At 62.3% G+C, this 15,149-nt stretch carries 14 protein-coding genes; 9 read left to right on the top strand and 5 right to left on the bottom strand.

What is annotated here, in order from left to right; all coding sequences use genetic code 11:
- Positions 1-95: 95 nt before the first annotated feature.
- Entirely contained in the window at positions 96-554 is a 459-nt protein-coding gene (locus tag ACODTO_RS12970; RefSeq protein WP_464709093.1) for a metallophosphoesterase family protein, read from the top strand.
- Positions 555-693: 139 nt separating this feature from the next.
- Positions 694-1,641: a hypothetical protein gene (locus tag ACODTO_RS12965; RefSeq protein ID WP_139643449.1), complete on the top strand. Its 948-nt coding sequence runs from the start codon at positions 694-696 to the stop codon at positions 1,639-1,641.
- 218 nt (positions 1,642-1,859) lie between these two features.
- Here the strand turns inward: ACODTO_RS12965 and ACODTO_RS12960 are convergent, their stop codons facing one another.
- The 3 genes from ACODTO_RS12960 to ACODTO_RS12950 all read right to left on the bottom strand — a co-directional run bounded on the left by ACODTO_RS12960 (position 1,860) and on the right by ACODTO_RS12950 (position 4,712).
- Positions 1,860-3,062 (bottom strand): NAD(P)/FAD-dependent oxidoreductase, encoded by a 1,203-nt coding sequence (locus ACODTO_RS12960; protein ID WP_175386210.1) that lies wholly within the window; start codon positions 3,060-3,062, stop codon positions 1,860-1,862.
- A gap of 521 nt (positions 3,063-3,583) precedes the next feature.
- Positions 3,584-3,961 carry a response regulator transcription factor gene (locus ACODTO_RS12955; RefSeq protein WP_139643444.1) on the bottom strand — a complete coding sequence of 126 codons (378 nt, stop codon included), beginning with the start codon at positions 3,959-3,961 and terminating at the stop codon, positions 3,584-3,586.
- A 100-nt stretch (positions 3,962-4,061) separates the two neighbouring features.
- Entirely contained in the window at positions 4,062-4,712 is a 651-nt protein-coding gene (locus ACODTO_RS12950; protein ID WP_175363918.1) for a response regulator transcription factor, read from the bottom strand.
- A 361-nt stretch (positions 4,713-5,073) separates the two neighbouring features.
- Between ACODTO_RS12950 and ACODTO_RS12945 the strand changes: the two genes are divergently transcribed.
- Entirely contained in the window at positions 5,074-6,012 is a 939-nt protein-coding gene (locus ACODTO_RS12945; RefSeq protein ID WP_489106544.1) for a LysR family transcriptional regulator, read from the top strand.
- Between the two features lie 12 nt (positions 6,013-6,024).
- Here the strand turns inward: ACODTO_RS12945 and ACODTO_RS12940 are convergent, their stop codons facing one another.
- Together ACODTO_RS12940 and ACODTO_RS12935 are read right to left on the bottom strand one after the other, a co-directional pair.
- Complete coding sequence (locus tag ACODTO_RS12940; RefSeq protein WP_041024100.1) at positions 6,025-6,930, bottom strand: hypothetical protein; 906 nt, start codon at positions 6,928-6,930, stop codon at positions 6,025-6,027.
- Between the two features lie 47 nt (positions 6,931-6,977).
- Entirely contained in the window at positions 6,978-7,985 is a 1,008-nt protein-coding gene (locus ACODTO_RS12935; protein ID WP_489106557.1) for a GlxA family transcriptional regulator, read from the bottom strand.
- 180 nt (positions 7,986-8,165) lie between these two features.
- Here ACODTO_RS12935 and ACODTO_RS12930 point away from each other — a divergent pair, with 180 nt between their 5' ends.
- From ACODTO_RS12930 to ACODTO_RS12905, 6 genes are all read left to right on the top strand, one after another.
- Positions 8,166-9,122, top strand: a complete 957-nt coding sequence (locus tag ACODTO_RS12930) for a helix-turn-helix domain-containing protein (protein WP_489106543.1) — start codon at positions 8,166-8,168, stop codon at positions 9,120-9,122.
- Positions 9,123-9,193: 71 nt separating this feature from the next.
- The gene (locus ACODTO_RS12925) at positions 9,194-10,126 is read left to right on the top strand and encodes a SphA family protein (RefSeq protein WP_139643433.1); all 933 of its coding nucleotides are present in this window, start codon (positions 9,194-9,196) and stop codon (positions 10,124-10,126) included.
- Positions 10,127-10,137: 11 nt separating this feature from the next.
- Positions 10,138-11,412, top strand: coding sequence for an MFS transporter (locus tag ACODTO_RS12920; RefSeq protein ID WP_489106542.1), 1,275 nt, complete (start codon positions 10,138-10,140; stop codon positions 11,410-11,412).
- Positions 11,413-11,424: 12 nt separating this feature from the next.
- The gene (locus tag ACODTO_RS12915) at positions 11,425-12,879 is read left to right on the top strand and encodes an amidase (RefSeq protein ID WP_489106541.1); all 1,455 of its coding nucleotides are present in this window, start codon (positions 11,425-11,427) and stop codon (positions 12,877-12,879) included.
- 249 nt (positions 12,880-13,128) lie between these two features.
- Entirely contained in the window at positions 13,129-14,829 is a 1,701-nt protein-coding gene (locus ACODTO_RS12910) for an AMP-binding protein (RefSeq protein WP_489106540.1), read from the top strand.
- Between the two features lie 43 nt (positions 14,830-14,872).
- Positions 14,873-15,139 (top strand): acyl carrier protein, encoded by a 267-nt coding sequence (locus ACODTO_RS12905; RefSeq protein ID WP_139643421.1) that lies wholly within the window; start codon positions 14,873-14,875, stop codon positions 15,137-15,139.
- The last annotated feature ends 10 nt before the right edge of the window (positions 15,140-15,149 follow it).

Raw genomic sequence — 15,149 nt, 5'->3', positions numbered from 1 at the left:
TCTGCGCACTATGGATGCGCAGCCTATCTTATTCAATTCCAGCACATTAGCCAGTTGCGAGATCGACGTTGGCACAGACGCAGTGGGAAGCTCTTATGAAAGTTGGTGTCATTTCCGATACCCACGGATTACTCCGCCCCGAAGCGCTTGCCGCGCTGGCGGGATGCGATCGGATCATTCATGGCGGAGACATCGGCAGCCCCGGGATCCTCGAACAACTGGCATGCATTGCTCCGCTGTATGTGGTGCGCGGCAACAACGACCTGGATGCCGATTGGGCCAGGCAGCTTGCCGATAGCCTGCAATTCGATCTGTGTGGGTGGCAGGTTCTGCTGGTGCATGACATTGCCGATGTACCGGCTTCACTCGACCCGGGGGTGAAGGTGGTCATCACGGGGCACTCCCACAAGCCGGGTATCGAATGGCGTGGCGAGCGCTTGTATCTGAACCCCGGCAGCGCCGGCCGGCGGCGTTTCAAACTGCCGGTGACGCTGGGGTTGCTGGAGGTGAGTGCAGGCTCGATCGAGCCGCGGATCGTCTCGTTACTGGAGTGATGAAAGGGTGCGGGGCTGGTGCGAGGAGGACCGCTGTCGAGGAAGCCATTGGCTTTACTACCGAACAGGGGCGAAGTGGAATTGCCTGCGGAAAAGCGCCATCATTTAGCCTTCATTTGGGCTCAATGACAGGGATGACATGCAAATCGATAATCTGAAGCGCTTTCTGGAAGCAGGAACGACCTTCTCCATGGGCGATGCCATCACGCCCCACACGGCCAATGATTTCTGGCAGTGGGCCTTCTCCAATATGAATGTGCCCGTATTACGAGGCGTGCTGATCGAGTACCTGGTGGCAAAGAAGTTGATTGCCCATTGCGACGACATCGTCGGTGATACGGTACGAGCGCTGACCACCTATACCCCGCGCAAAGGCGATCTGACCCGCAGCATTGAAAAACACTACCAGGTGCAGCCTCACGGCGATGTGTTCGACCTGCAACTGACCTGGGGCGTGACCTTGGAAATCAAGAGCACGGCATCCCCGGACAACTGGCGGCTGAACAAGACGTGCCGGTGGAACATCATTCAGGACAGGAATCTCAAGGAGGCAGTATTTCCTTCCCAGTTCTACATCCTTGCGCAGATGGGGCCGGCAGCGAGCCTCAATGACAGTGCACTGGACCTGGGTGCCATCGTTTTCCATGTGCGTACCGGTGAGGAACTGGACGCGCTGGCAGTGGGGCAACAGTCACTGGGATTCTCCAAATTCGTGGGCGTTGAAAACAAGCGCCGCAGTTGCAGCTATGACGAGTTGCCTGCCGTTCTATTGGACCTGCAGACGCAACGTCTGCGTCGTATCCAGAAGAAGCTCCGCCCGGATTGGAAGCTGGTTCCACTTGAGCGCGGGGACGATGACTTCCTGCCTTTGGCTGTGGAGCAGGCCGGCCAGGTGGAGGCGTGGTGGTATTGGCAGGCGGAGGTGCAAGGCAAATGGACTGCCGTGCCGATCGCGCCGATTCCATGGCCTTGGCTGCCGGACGAGACACCTGACTGGCGGGATTGGGAGGCAGCAGGTTTTGCGTTTGTCCCGGAGGTCGCGGCGTCGGTGGATGAGCCTGAGGATGCGCCGATTGTCGTCAGCTGATCCGCCGCCATCGCGAGCAGGCTCGCTCCCACACTGGTTGTGGGCTGGTCGCGAGGTCACTGTTTCACCATCCCTGTGGGAGCGAGCCTGCTCGCGATGGCGGTCTGTCAGTCACCTCAGTGTTGGCCGGCAAAAAACACCCGCCGAACCTTCCATGGCGGGTGTCTGGGAAAAACCGGCTCAGAAAGGAGGGATCTGGCCGGAGTCGGAAAGTGAAATCACGCCACCGGAATCGACGGGTCGGCCGCTGCCAGGGCCGCCGCGCGGTCGGCGGCGGGCGGGTAGATCCATATCGAGTTGATCTGGGTCTTGAGGTCCTTGGCTTCCTGGCCCACCAATTTGAGCTGGCGATCCCAACCTTCGGTGTACACCGCCCCCCAGGCTCCGAGGTCCAGGCAGGTCACGTACTTGGGCTGGCTGTAGGTCATCGGAGCCACGCCCAGCAGGTCGGCAGCGACATTGTTGCCGGCATAGCGGCCCAGGGCAATGGCGTGCTGGCAGGACATCGCCGCGTAGTTGCCCACGGTGTCGGTGGCGGCGTAGGCCACGTCACCGGCGGCGAAGATATGGTCCTGGCCCAACACCTTCAGGTTGCCGTCGACGTGCAACCGGCCCTGGCGATCACGGGTGCCGGGTACGTGTTCGGTCAACGGACTGGCGCGGAAGCCCACGGTCCAGACCACGGTGTTGGACTCGATTCGCTGGCCGTTCGACAGGGTGACGCCGCTGGGATCCACCGATTCGACCGAGGCGTTGAGAATCCATTCGATGCCCAGGTGAGCCGAGGCTTCGATGAGGGAAGGGCGGATGCCTTCGCCCAGGGAGGCGCCGATCTGCGGTGCGCGGTCGACGACGATCACCCGGATGTTGGCCTGTTCGCCCAAGGCGGCGCGCAGGCGGGCGGGCATTTCGGTTGCGGTTTCGATCCCGGTAAAGCCGCCTCCGGCCACCACCACGGTGTTGCGGGCGGGACTGTCCGGGCGGTTTGCGAGGGACTTGATATGAGCTTCGAGGCGGGTTGCCTGCTCGATTTCATCGACATCGAAGGCGTGCTCGATCACACCCTTGAAGTCAGCGCGCATCAACTGACTGCCGGCGGCGAGCACCAGCCGATCATAGTTCAGCGTGCCTTGGATGCCGGAGGCGTCGCGATAGCCCACTTGCTTGCGCTCGGCATCGACGCTGTCCGCCGAGCCCTGCACGAAATTCACCCCGACCGCGTTGAACAACTCGTCCAGCGGGGCCTTCATCGTATGGACGTCAGGCTCGTAGAAACGTGGCCGGATCCGCAGCTCCGCCTGGGGCGCCAGGACAGTAATCTGCACATCGTTGCGATCATGCTGGTCCAACAGGCGGGCCGCGCTCAACGCGCTCCATACCCCGCCGAAACCTGCGCCAACTACCAGAATATGCTGTTTCATGATGTGCTCCCGAAGACAAAATCGATACGTTGAATTGTTCAACTGTTTCAGCGTGACCGTGTCGCGAGGTACCCGAACGTGCGTGGCTTCATGCATTCAGCTTCGGTTCGCTGTAGGAAATGGTATTCGTCGGTTCGGCGTCCGACACTTCTACATAAGGTCAGCGGGGGCACGTCTGGGTATGAAGGATCTATACGAAGGTGTTAGAGCGATGGGGTTGAACGCGGCTTTTGTGAGCGCCGCAGAACCTGTGGGAGCCGGGCTTGCCCTAATGCCGATCAGTTAAGCCACCGACCTGTGGGAGCAAAGCTTGCTCGCGATTGCGGTAAGTCAGTCAGCAACAATGTTGACTGATCTGTCGCTATCGCGAGCAAGCTTTGCTCCCACAAGGTTTGTGCCGTTTGATCCTTGACTGACTGGCATTAGGGCTTGCCCGCGATGACGACGGTACATTCAACATGGATGCAAGCTGACCCACCGCTATCGCGAGCAGGCTCGCTCCCACAAGGATGTGTGGTTATTCAGTCGACCGGCCGATTGAGCACCGATTCGATGCTGGCGATCAGTTCAGCGCAGCGAAACGGCTTGGGAAAGAATGCCACCGGCTCCGCTGCACCGGCCTTGACCCGGGGCATCGGGGCGGGATGCCCTGTGATGAAAATGACCGGGATGTGAACGCCTTGGTCGGCCAGTTGGTTATACATCTGGATGCCGCTCATGCCGGGCATCGTGATATCCGAGATCAGGCAGGCGGTCTGTTCGGGACCGCCGGAGGACAGGAAGTCCAAGGCGTTGGCATAGGTGCGAACGGTATAGCCGCTGGAGCGCAAGAGACCGTCCAATGCGATTCGAACGGACTCATCATCATCGACCACTGAAATAATTGCGGTATTGGACATTTAGGTACCGAAGGTGATGTCAGGTCGCCATAAAGGCCCCGTCTTCCCTGCAAGATACCTTGTCCTGCCACCCCGCCAAGTTATACCTGGGTATGAACGTTCACCCGGCGCGATACATGTCCAGTGCCTGGGCCATGCGCACCAGATCGGCGAACGAGCGCGCGCACATTTTGCGCATGGCCTGGCCCCGGTGGATCTTGACCGTGATCTCACTCAGGCCGATTTCCCCGGCGATCTGTTTGTTCATCAGGCCCGACACGGCCAGGCCCATCACCTGTTGTTCTCGGGCGGTCAGGGTGGCGTAACAGTCCTGGAGCGCCCGACGGCTAAGGTCGGACTCGCGGCGTAACCGATCCCGCTGGAGGGCGGCGGACACTGCATCGATCAAGTCCTGCTCCCGGAAAGGTTTGCTCAGGAAATCCACTGCGCCGGCTTTCATGGCCTTCACCGTCATGGCGATATCGCCGTAGCCGGTCATGAACACGATCGGCAGGTTGATATTGGTCGTTGCCAGCTGTTGCTGAAAGTCCAGGCCGCTGATGCCTCGCAGCCGCACGTCCAGCACCAGGCAACTGGGCTGGTCGGGGCGAGGGTGTTGCATGAACTCCGTCACCGAGCCGAACAACGCGACCTGCAGGCCAATGGAGCGCAACAGGCCGCCGAGGGCTTCGCGCAGCGGTTGATCGTCGTCGACGATATAAACGAGCGGCTCATCGTTGATGGCCTGGCAGGTGGAGTAGGTGGGCGTCATTGGGTGTCCCAAACGATCTAGTACAAGTGAGTAGGGGCCACGCGAACCGCAACGAAGTGCCTTGGGTGGCCTCACTGAGTCCGGCTTTCCGCGTCATGGAAATCGTTGCATCTTAAAAGTGCCGCTGGCCACCCGGTAGGACATAAAACCCTGAAATTGCGCCACGGTCCTGAAGCGCTGCATACCGAAGTATCGGTGGGCTTGCCTAAAGGTTGAATGGGTTGTCCCTAGGTACAACAGACAAGCGCACCACGGCGGACATAACCTGCCAGGCATACCGTCGCCGGTGCGTCTCGATGAAAAGGCCGACGATGATTCTGTCCACTCCTGACTCAATGGCCTGGCGCCTGGGGCGACGACTATGATGAACAGAAATGACCTGCGTCGTGCTGACATCAATCTGCTGGTTGTCTTCGAGACCTTGATGCATGAGCGCAATGTCAGTCGTGTCGGTGAAAAGCTGTTTCTCGGTCAACCGACGATCAGCAGCGCACTGGCTCGTTTGCGGCTGATGTTCGATGACCCCTTGTTCATCCGTTCGGGCCGCTTGATGGAGCCGACGTCACGGGCCCAGGAGATATTTGCCAACCTGAGCCCGGCGCTGGATGGCATCGCCGCGGCCCTGAGTCGCTGCCAGGCGTTCGATCCGGCCACCAGTGAGGCGACCTTTCATGTCGGACTGTCCGATGACGTTGAATACGCGTTGCTGCCGGAGCTGTTGCGCCGCCTGCGGGTCGAGGCGCCGGGCACCACATTGGTGGTGCGCCGGGCCGATCAATGGCAGATGTCCCAACTGCTGACCAGTGGGGAAATCACCCTGGGTATCAGCCACACCCTGGAGCTGCCGGCCAATGCCCGGCGCAAGGACTTGCGCCAGATCCGGCCGATGCTGCTGCGGGCCGATTCGCAGCCCGGCGAATTATCGCTGGACGAGTTCTGCCAACGACCCCACGCAGTGGTGTCGTCCATGGGCAATGTCATCGATGATTCTGATCGCGCCTTGAGCCTGATCGGGCGCCAACGCCGGGTGGTGCTGACCGTGCCGCAGTTCAGCGCCTTGCCTGTGCTGTTGGCCCACAGCGACATGATCGCCATCGTGCCCGACTACGTTGCCCAGGCAATGGCGATGTCCGCGGGCCTGAGAGCCGAGCCGGCGCCGATCCGCTTGCCCGAGCACGCGTTGTCGATGGTCTGGGGCGGTGCTTCTCACAATGATCCGGGGGAGTGCTGGTTGCGCTCCCGTTGCAGCGCGTTCGTGGCCGAGCGCGCCGAGCATCAGGACGCCCGGAAGGTCGCTTGAGCGCTGCGGGGACTAATCGTCTTTCGAGGCGTATCCCTCGGGGTCGACCTTGGCTTGCGCCTTCGCCACCAGCCGCTGCACCCATTCGGCATCCTGCTCGTTGATCACGGCGTAGCGCTCCGGAGGAAAAAAGCTCCAGTGATGGGCGGCCTCGGCAAGGCGCTTGAGTTCATCGCCAGCCAGCCAGTACGACGTGTCTATCAGGGAAATCGGTGCACCGTCGAAACGCCGGCCCAGCGGCAGCTGGGTGCCGGGGGCAAAGGCAATCGCTAGATGCTGCCGTGGTTGAAGGTGCTTGCTCGGCGCAGGTGTCTGCCCAATCCGAGCGTAGGTGAAGTTGCCCGGGAATTGCTCCTTGAGCACCAGCCAGTGTCCCGCCTCGGTCCTGGCCAGGATCCACTGCGATACACCGCTGTCTTGCACGCGCTCGATTTTATCGTTGACCCAGAGCATGAGGGTGTTGCAGTCGAAGTCATAGTCGCTGGACCACAGGCAGAAACCCGAGACCAGGGTATGGCGCTCAAGCTCGACCACTCCCTGATCCGGCATGGACTGCCAGTAGCGTTTGGTCGGGTCGTGTTTGTCCCGCAGGGTATTTCGCAGGGCCCAGGCCATGGTGAAAAGCACCACCGCGGCCACCAGCCATCCCAGGGACTCACCGATGATGGGGTCCAGGTCCAGGCCAGGGGCAAACAGCGTTCGATAGAGCAACAACCCCAGGATGAATGCGATGGGAGGCAACAGGGGGCCGAAGCACAGCGGCGGCATCAGCACCACGATCCAGTTGAAGCGATGATGGGCCGCATAGTCATGGGCCCAGGCCTGCTCCTGGGGGAGCATCGGCACCTGTTCGCGCGGGCCGATACCTGAGTCTGGGGTCCGGAAACGTATGTATTGTGTGTAGGAGAAGTCGCTCATGGACGAAGTCATGCTCGTTGAGGTAATCGTTGGAGGCCCCAGCCCGGTCAGCGGGAAAAGCGCTTGCGGTAGTCCCGAGGTGAAATCGAGAGGTGGCGCTGGAAGGTATGACGCATCCGCTCTTCGTCACCGAAGCCGCACGACCGGGCGATCTGGTCGATGTTGCGTTGGGAGTCTTCCAGCAGCCTTCGCGCGGCTTCCAGGCGGAACAGCTCGATGGCCTTGGCCGGGGTTCGCCCGGTCCGGCGCTTGTAGACCCGGGCAAAATTGCGCGGGCTCATCCGCGCCTGGCGGGCCAGCCGTTCGATGGTCAGGTCGTCGCCCAGGTGTTCGGCAATCCAGAGGTGCAGCTCGTCGAAGCTGGCGCTGTCTTGGGTTTGCAGTTGCAACAGCTGGCTGAACTGCGCCTGGCCACCAGGGCGCTTGAGAAACACCACCAGCTCCCGGGCCACCTGCAGGGCGACGTCGCGACCGCAATCGGCTTCCACCAGCGCCAGGGCCATGTCGATGCCGGCGCTGACCCCCGCCGAGGTCCACACGTGGCCTTGCTGGATGAAGATCGCGTCCAGGTCCACTTCAACCGCCGGGAAGCAGTCCCTGAGCATGTCGCACATGGCCCAGTGGGTCGCGGCGCGGCGTCCGTCCAGCAAGCCGGCCTGGGCCATCAGGAACGTGCCGCTGCACACCGATGCGGTGCGTCGGGCTTTGGCCGAGGCATGGCGCAGCCAGTCGACCAGGTCGACGCAATCGATCATCGCCTGGCGGATGTCGGGCGCGCCGGGGACGATCAACGTGTCGATCAGGACGTCGTCGAACTGGCGCAGGCAGCAGGTTTGCACGACCAGGCCCTCGGCGGTTCGCATCAATCCGCCGGCGAGGCTGGCGGTATGCACGGCGTAGCCGGGCAGGCCGTGTTCGGCCATGGCTTTGGTTGCCGCCCAGAACACCGTCTGGGCGCCGGTCAGGTCCAACAGGCCCATATGCGGATAGGCCAGGAAGACCAGCGTGCGTGGTTGGGTGATCGACCGGGTGGCGAGGTCGATGTCACGGGGCATTTCGTTCATGGTGGCGTGGAGGTTCAAGAGGTCGATTTCATTGTGCTTTATACACCGGAAGGCAATCCATGCCGGGTCGATTATCCATTTTCGGCACAATTGCTCGGTGCGCCTGGGAGACGGAATGGAACTTGCCTGATCTTTGCCCAACCAGCCCAGGAATCGATGAAGGTCGGGTCAATGAATAACAACACCATCGCATCGCCGGTCAATCGGTTCCGTACCGTCGACATCGATGAGCATGCCCGGAACATGGGCGGTTGGCAGGTCTGTTACGACCAACTGACCCCAGGGCGTTTCGAAGGCGAGTTGATCGAATTCCGTTCCGACTGGATGCAATTGGTGCGCGACCGATCTAACCAGGCCATGACCAAGCGTGGGACGGCCTGGGAAGGGGCCATCACCTTCAGCATGCCGTTGGTGGCGGACGGTCCGGTCTTTTGCTCCGGGCATCCGATCCTCGAGCCCAGCCTGTTGGTGGCCCGGGGGCAGAACTTGCCTGAGTTGCGCACGCCCCAGCATCTGGACGTGCTGGGTGTCGCCATCGACGAGCAAGCGTTGGCGCATGTGCTGGAGCGGCAGGGCAGTCGTTTTCGAATTACCGATCTTCCCAAGTGTTACCGCCTCGGCGACTCGACGCTGCCGGCTGAACTGGCGGCCCTGTTCGGCGAGCTGGAAAGCGACCAGGGACGGGAATCATTGCTGGGCTACGAGTCGATCCGTCGCGGCCTGCGGGATACGGTGATGCTGCACATGCTGGAACTGGTGGCGCCGGACGAGGCATCGCCCCTCAGCCCCACGGCGCGCAAGCGCATGGTCGACCGGGCCCGGGAGTACGCGTTGGCCCATGTCGACGAGCCGCTGTCGATCCTTGATCTGTGCAACCACATCGGTGCCAGCCGGCGCAAATTGCAGTATTGCTTCCAGGAGACCCTGGGTATCAATCCCGTGGCTTATTTGCGGGCACTGCGCCTCAATGCCGTGCGCCGTGAGCTGCGCAACGGCGATCAAGTCCAGGGTGTGCAAGAGGTGGCGGCACGCTGGGGCTTCTGGCACCTGAGCCGGTTTTCCAGCGACTATCGGGTCCTGTTCGGCGAGACACCTTCGCAAACCCTGCGTCGCACGCATCTGTGCTGAAAACGGATAACGGCCGATAGGGCCTGCTCCCTAGGATGACCCCACCACCATACGGTCGGAAGGGGCATTCGATGAATCAGAACAACAAAACAAACGTCTTGCGCTTTACCTGGTTGACCCTGGGGGTGCTGGGCCTCTGCGCCGGCGCCCATGGCACCGAAAACGGCGCGCCGACCACCGCGGTCGGGGTCTATGATTTCGGCGCGGGCATGATGCCGCCGGCTACGCCCTTCGGGACCGTCGGCCTGCGTACGGCGTTCTACTCGGCCAACGTGCAGAAAGACCGCCACGGCCATTCGGCGGACAACAACTTCTCCCTGGACGTGCTGTCCATCGGCGTCGCTTACATGCGCATGACCGATTACACGGTGCTGGGCGCCAAGTACGGCTTCGGCACCGTAGTGCCATTCTTCAAGATGGACGCCTCGGTACAGGTGCAGACACCCGTCGGCCCGCTGGATCTCGAGGCCGATCCATTTCGCTTGGCGGACGTCCAGTTCCTGCCGGTGATCCTGCAATGGACCTTGTCGCCGAACCTGTTCGTCAACACCCAGTTCCAGATCCAGGCGCCCACCGGCGACTACGACAAGAATCGGCTGATTTCACCGGGGCTCAATCACTGGACGTTCTCACCCATCGTCAACGCCACCTACCTGTCCGACAGCGGCTTTGAAGTGTCCTCAAGCTTCGAAGTCGACGTGAACACCCGCAACAACGCCACCGACTACAAGAACGGCGTCGAGTACCGCCACGAGTTCGCCGTGGGCCAGCACGTCGGGCCCTGGACCATGGGTGTGGGCGGGTACTACTACCGCCAGTTCACCGATGACGATGCACCGGGATTGGAGAGCGGCAATCGCGCCCGGGTGATGGCTGTCGGGCCGGCGGTGAGCTACTTCAAACCCGGCATTCCGCCGGTCTGGCTGCACGTCTACAAGGAGTTCGACGCGCGCAACCGCGCCGAGGGCTATACCGCGGCGTTGCGCATTTCTCAAAGTTTCTGAAGGGGCTCGCCATGAACCAATCAAGTTCCGCTTCAACGGCCGCGACCCCGTCGCGCCAGGCTGGCCGGCGTGAAGGCCTGGTGCTGATGCTGGGCAGCAGCCTGACCATCATGGGGTCAGTCATGGTCGCACCGATCCTGCCTCGGTTGGGCGCCGAATTCGGTCCCGTCGAGCCCCGTGCCGATCTGCTCGTGCCGCTGGCCGTCACTGGGCCGGCCCTGGCGATTGCCGTGTGTGCGCCACTGGCCGGTTGGCTGGCCGACCGCATCGGGCGCAAGGCGTTGCTGGTGCTTGCCACCTTGCTGTACGCCTTGCTCGGCGCGTTGCCGGCGCTGCTCGACAGCCTGCCTGCGATTGTCGGTACAAGGCTGTTGTTCGGCTGCACCGAGGCGGCCGTCATGACCTGCTGCGCGACCCTGATCGCCGACTATTGGCACGGCGAGGAACGCTTGCGCTACGTCAACCGGCAGGTGGTGACGATCGGCCTGGTAGGCGCGCTATTCTTCGTCGTGGGCGGCGCGCTGGGGGAGCACTCGTGGCGTTCACCGTTCCTGCTCTATCTGCTGCCGTTGCTGCTGGTGCCGGCGATGCTGAGGGTGTTGTGGGAACCTCCGCTGGCGAGGCATCAGGTGGTGCGGCAGCCGGTCGATGAAACGGGCCCGACCAAGGTCGCGGTGCGGCAGTTGGTAGTCGGCTACCTGATGATTCTGGGCGGCATGGTCCTGACGTTCGTCGTGCCGGTGCAGGCGCCGATGCTGCTGGTCAGTCTGGGCATCACGTCGAGCACGATGATCGGCCTGGCCGCGGGCCTGAGCCTGCTGGCCACCCTGGTGGGTTCATTGATGTGGCCGCTGTTGCGCCGCCGCTTGGGTATCGCCGGCTGCAACGCCTTGCTGCTGGGCCTCATCAGTCTGGGGCTATGGCTGCTGATGCGTGGGCAGAGCTACAACGCGGTACTGGTGGCGGTTTTCATCCAGGGGCTGGGTTCCGGGTTGCTGGTGCCGAATGTGATGGCGCCGGTGATGAACGCCTTGACCGCCAGCACCCGCGGCCGGGGGTTGGGCGGGTTCACCTCGTTCCTCTATATCGGCCAGTTCGTCAGCCCGCTGGTGGTGGCCTTCGTGATGGTCTTCGCCGGAGACCTGCGCCACGCCATTCAATGGATGGTCTTCGCCGGCCTGGTCGCGGCACTCCTCTGGGTGATCGCCGGCCTGCGCGCTCGCGGCCACGACCAGGCAACTACTGTCGATTCAACACGCCCGGCTCACGCCCATCGTCATGAATAAGGAATCCGAAGCATGAGTATGCAAGACATCCACCAGTTGATGGATCGCGAAGACGCCATGGGGCTGGCCGAGTGGGTCCGGCGCGGCGAGGTCCGGCCTGGCGAATTGCTCGAGGTGGCCATCGAGCGCTTGGAGCGGGTCGAGCCGCAACTCAATGCCGTGGCCGAGCGGCTGTACGACTCGGCGCGGGCGCAAGCGGATACGGCTCAAACGGGACAGGGCCCGTTGGCCGGCGTGCCGACCTTGATCAAGGATCTGTTTTCGCCGGTCAACGGGGCGGCGATGACCAATGGCTCCCGCTCCCTGGGAAGCGCTCGGGCAGATTTCGAGGCGGAAGTCGTGACGCGTTTGCGGCGGGCAGGGTGCCAGTTGGTTGGCACCAGCACGTCGCCGGAGTTCGGTACGTCGTACTCCACCGAGTCCACGCGTTTCGGCGCGACTCGCAACCCCTGGAACACCGATTACAGTGCCGGAGGCTCCAGCGGTGGTGCGGCGGCGTTGGTGGCGGCCCGGGTGGTGCCGTTCACCCATGGCAACGATGGCGGCGGTTCATTGCGGGTGCCGGCCTCATGCTGCGGCGTATTCGGCCTCAAGCCCAGCCGTGGCTTATTGCCGTCGGGACCGATTGTGGGGGAGGGCTGGGCGGGGATGGGCACGCCTCATGCGATCACCTTGTCGGTGCGTGACAGCGCGGCGTTGCTGGACGCGACCGCCGGGATGGATCTCGGCGCGCCCTATGCTGCCCCGGTGCAGGCGCTGCCTTATGTGACCGCAGTGCAGCGCGATCCGAAACCGCTGCGTATCGCCCTGGTCGAGCAGCTCGGCCCCTGGCCGACGTCGCCTGAAAGCTTGCGGGCGGTGGGCGAGGCGGCACGGTTGTGCGAATCCCTGGGGCATCGTGTCGAGCCGGTGAGCCTGCCGGTGGTGTTGCCGGAGTTTCTCGACCAGGTGTTCACTATCATCGGTGCAAGCACCCGTCACTACGTCGATCTGCTGGGCCAGATGCGTGGCCTTGCGGTCCAGGCCGAAGAACTGGAAGTGCGGACCCGGATCATCCTGCGGGACAAGGGTAATGTGAGTGGCGCCCAGTACGCGGCGGCCGTGGAATGGATACACGGCCTGGGCCGGCAACTGGCGTTGTTCATGCAGGATTACGATCTGATCCTCACGCCAGTCTTGACCCGTGAGCCGGCACCGATTGGCGAGTTGGATATCCAGGACGTGTGCCTGAGCCTTGATCAATTGATCGAGCGCTACCACAGCTACTCGCCCTTTACGGCCTTGTTCAATGCCAGCGGACAACCGGCGATGTCGGTGCCGTTAGGCTGGAGTGCCAGGGGGTTGCCGATGGGAGCGCATTTCGCCGGGCGCTTTGGTGAGGAAGCCACGTTGCTGGCCCTGGCAGCGCAACTGGAGCGGGCCCAGCCGTGGCGGGGGCGGATGCCGGCGGTGAATGCTTGTTGGTGAGCATGACTGGCTAGAAGCGGAGCTGGTTGGCGGTGTCCGCCACGACGGGGCGGGCATCGACAATTTTTTGCAAGACGGTTCGTGCCCTTTCGGGGTGGCTACAACCCGCGATGTAGAGCGGTTGTTCTGTCACGAAATACTATGAAGGCACAAGACCAAGGCAATAATTTCAAATCAATATCAAAAAGCCATATTGACCCATTGTCCTACAATCAGTAACCTTTGCTGAATGTTTCAAGGACTGAAAATATGACTGACGGATTAGTTGCGCCTGCTCGCCTGTGCCTGATAGAAAAATTCCTCTCTTGCCCATCTTCTCGCCTGACCACGGTCTTGGCGCAGGATGCCGCTGTCTCCTTGAAACAGTCCGAAATGCTCGCCCGGGTGGCTTGTGCACGTCAGGTCTTGCGCCAGAGTGCCTTGGCGCCTGAACAGATAGTTGCCATTGCCCTGTCTTCCAGCGTTGAAGTGCTGGTCATGGTGCTCGCATGCTGGGCCGAGGGGTTGGCGATTGCCTTGCTGCCGCACGAATTGCCCCACGAAAGCAAACGCGAAGGGGCAGGAATAGAAGCGATGTTGGCATTGCTCGATCCGGCCTTGATCCTTACTTCTGAGCACATCGCGCAGCAGCTTGCGCCAGCGTGGTCGGAGCGGGTCTTGACGGACGTTGCCCTGGTCGAACGTATGCAGGCCGTGGAAACGCCAGTCGATGAGCCGGTGCTCAGCCGTCCCGAAAGCCTCGCGATCCTGCAGTTTACCTCCGGCAGTACCGGCGCGCCGAAAGCGGTCTGCATCACCCAGGCCATGCTTAGTGCCAACTGCCAGGCGATCGCCGAACGCGTGGCCGTCGCAGCGGCGGATCGCATGGTGAGCTGGTTGCCCCTGCATCATGACATGGGGCTTTCTGCCCTGACCCTGGCCTGGTGGTGCTCCATCGACCTGGTGTTGATGCCCACCAGTGAATTCAGCCGTCAGCCCATGGCCTGGCTTCATGCGCTGTCGCGCTACAAAGGCACTTTGTCACCGGCGCCGACCTCGGCCTTCGCGTTGCTCGGCCGTCTGGCGGGGCGCCTGCGCGACGGCGATATGGACCTGTCCCATTGGCGCTACGCATGGGTCGGTGCCGAACCGGTTTTCCACGCGCATCTTCGCCAGTTCGAAGCGGCCTTCAGCGCCTATGGCCTGCAAGCTGGGGTACTGCAACCAGCCTACGGCATGGCAGAAGCCGTGGTGGCCGTATCCCTCAATGCGCCAGGCCAGGCGTTGCGCGTGCGCTGGCTGGATACCCAGAGCCTGCATGCCGACGGTGTGGTCCGCGAGCAACCTGAAGGTGCGCCCGGCGCCGCGGCCTATCTGGGCAACGGCGTCGCGGTCGGTGACGTCGAATTGCGGGTGGTGGACGAACACGGCCTGGAGGTGAGCGAAGGCCTGCTGGGCAGTCTGCAGATTCGTGGCAGCAGCGTGATTCGCCGGTACTTGAAGATGGAGCCCGTACGCCCGCAGGCCAGCGATTGGTACGACACGGGTGACCTGGGCTTCATGCTGGGTGCCGAGGTCTACATTACCGGCAGGACCAAGGACCTGATTACCCGTGCGGGAGTGAACGTCAGCCCGCATATCGTCGAATGGTCGCTGGAGCATGGACTGGGTCTTGCGGCAGGTTCTGTCGCGGCGTTTTCCTGCATTGACAGTCGGCATGTCAAAGAGAGCGTCGTGGTGGTGATCGCCGTCAATGCGTTGGGCAATCGTGACCTGGAGGAACTGCGTCGCGAAGTCGCCCGGACAGTGGCGCGTCATGCCGGCGTTCAAGTCGACGACCTGGTGTTGATCCGTCGCGCCGATTTCCCCAAGACCACCAGCGGCAAGATCCAGCGCCAGGCGCTGAGTCGGTTGTACCTGAGTGGCAAATTGAAACCCGCAGCGGTCGCTACAGACGCTGTATCCGCCTGATCCTTCCCTAGCAGCACGGATTGCATACGTGCAAGGAGCACCTGTGTTTGATGTTATTTGCCAGACCATCCACCGCCTCTCGACGCAAGGCATTCTGCCGGCCCACCTCAATGGCTACCCATTGAAGGCCAGCGACACGCTGTTGGACCTGGGGCTCGACTCGATGGGCCAGTTGACGCTGCTGTCGGAGCTTCGGGGACAACTGTCGGCGGATTTTTCCGCGTCTCTGATCGACGCAATGACCACCCTCCAGGAGTTGGCGCAGTTGCTCGAAAACGCCAGCACATTCGAGTTGTCTGCCGCGGTCTGAAGGGGCAAAA

The organism is Pseudomonas sp. FG13, from assembly GCF_057809755.1.
The sequence above is the reverse complement of the archived record's forward strand: the minus strand, read 5'-3'. Positions and strand labels throughout refer to the sequence as shown.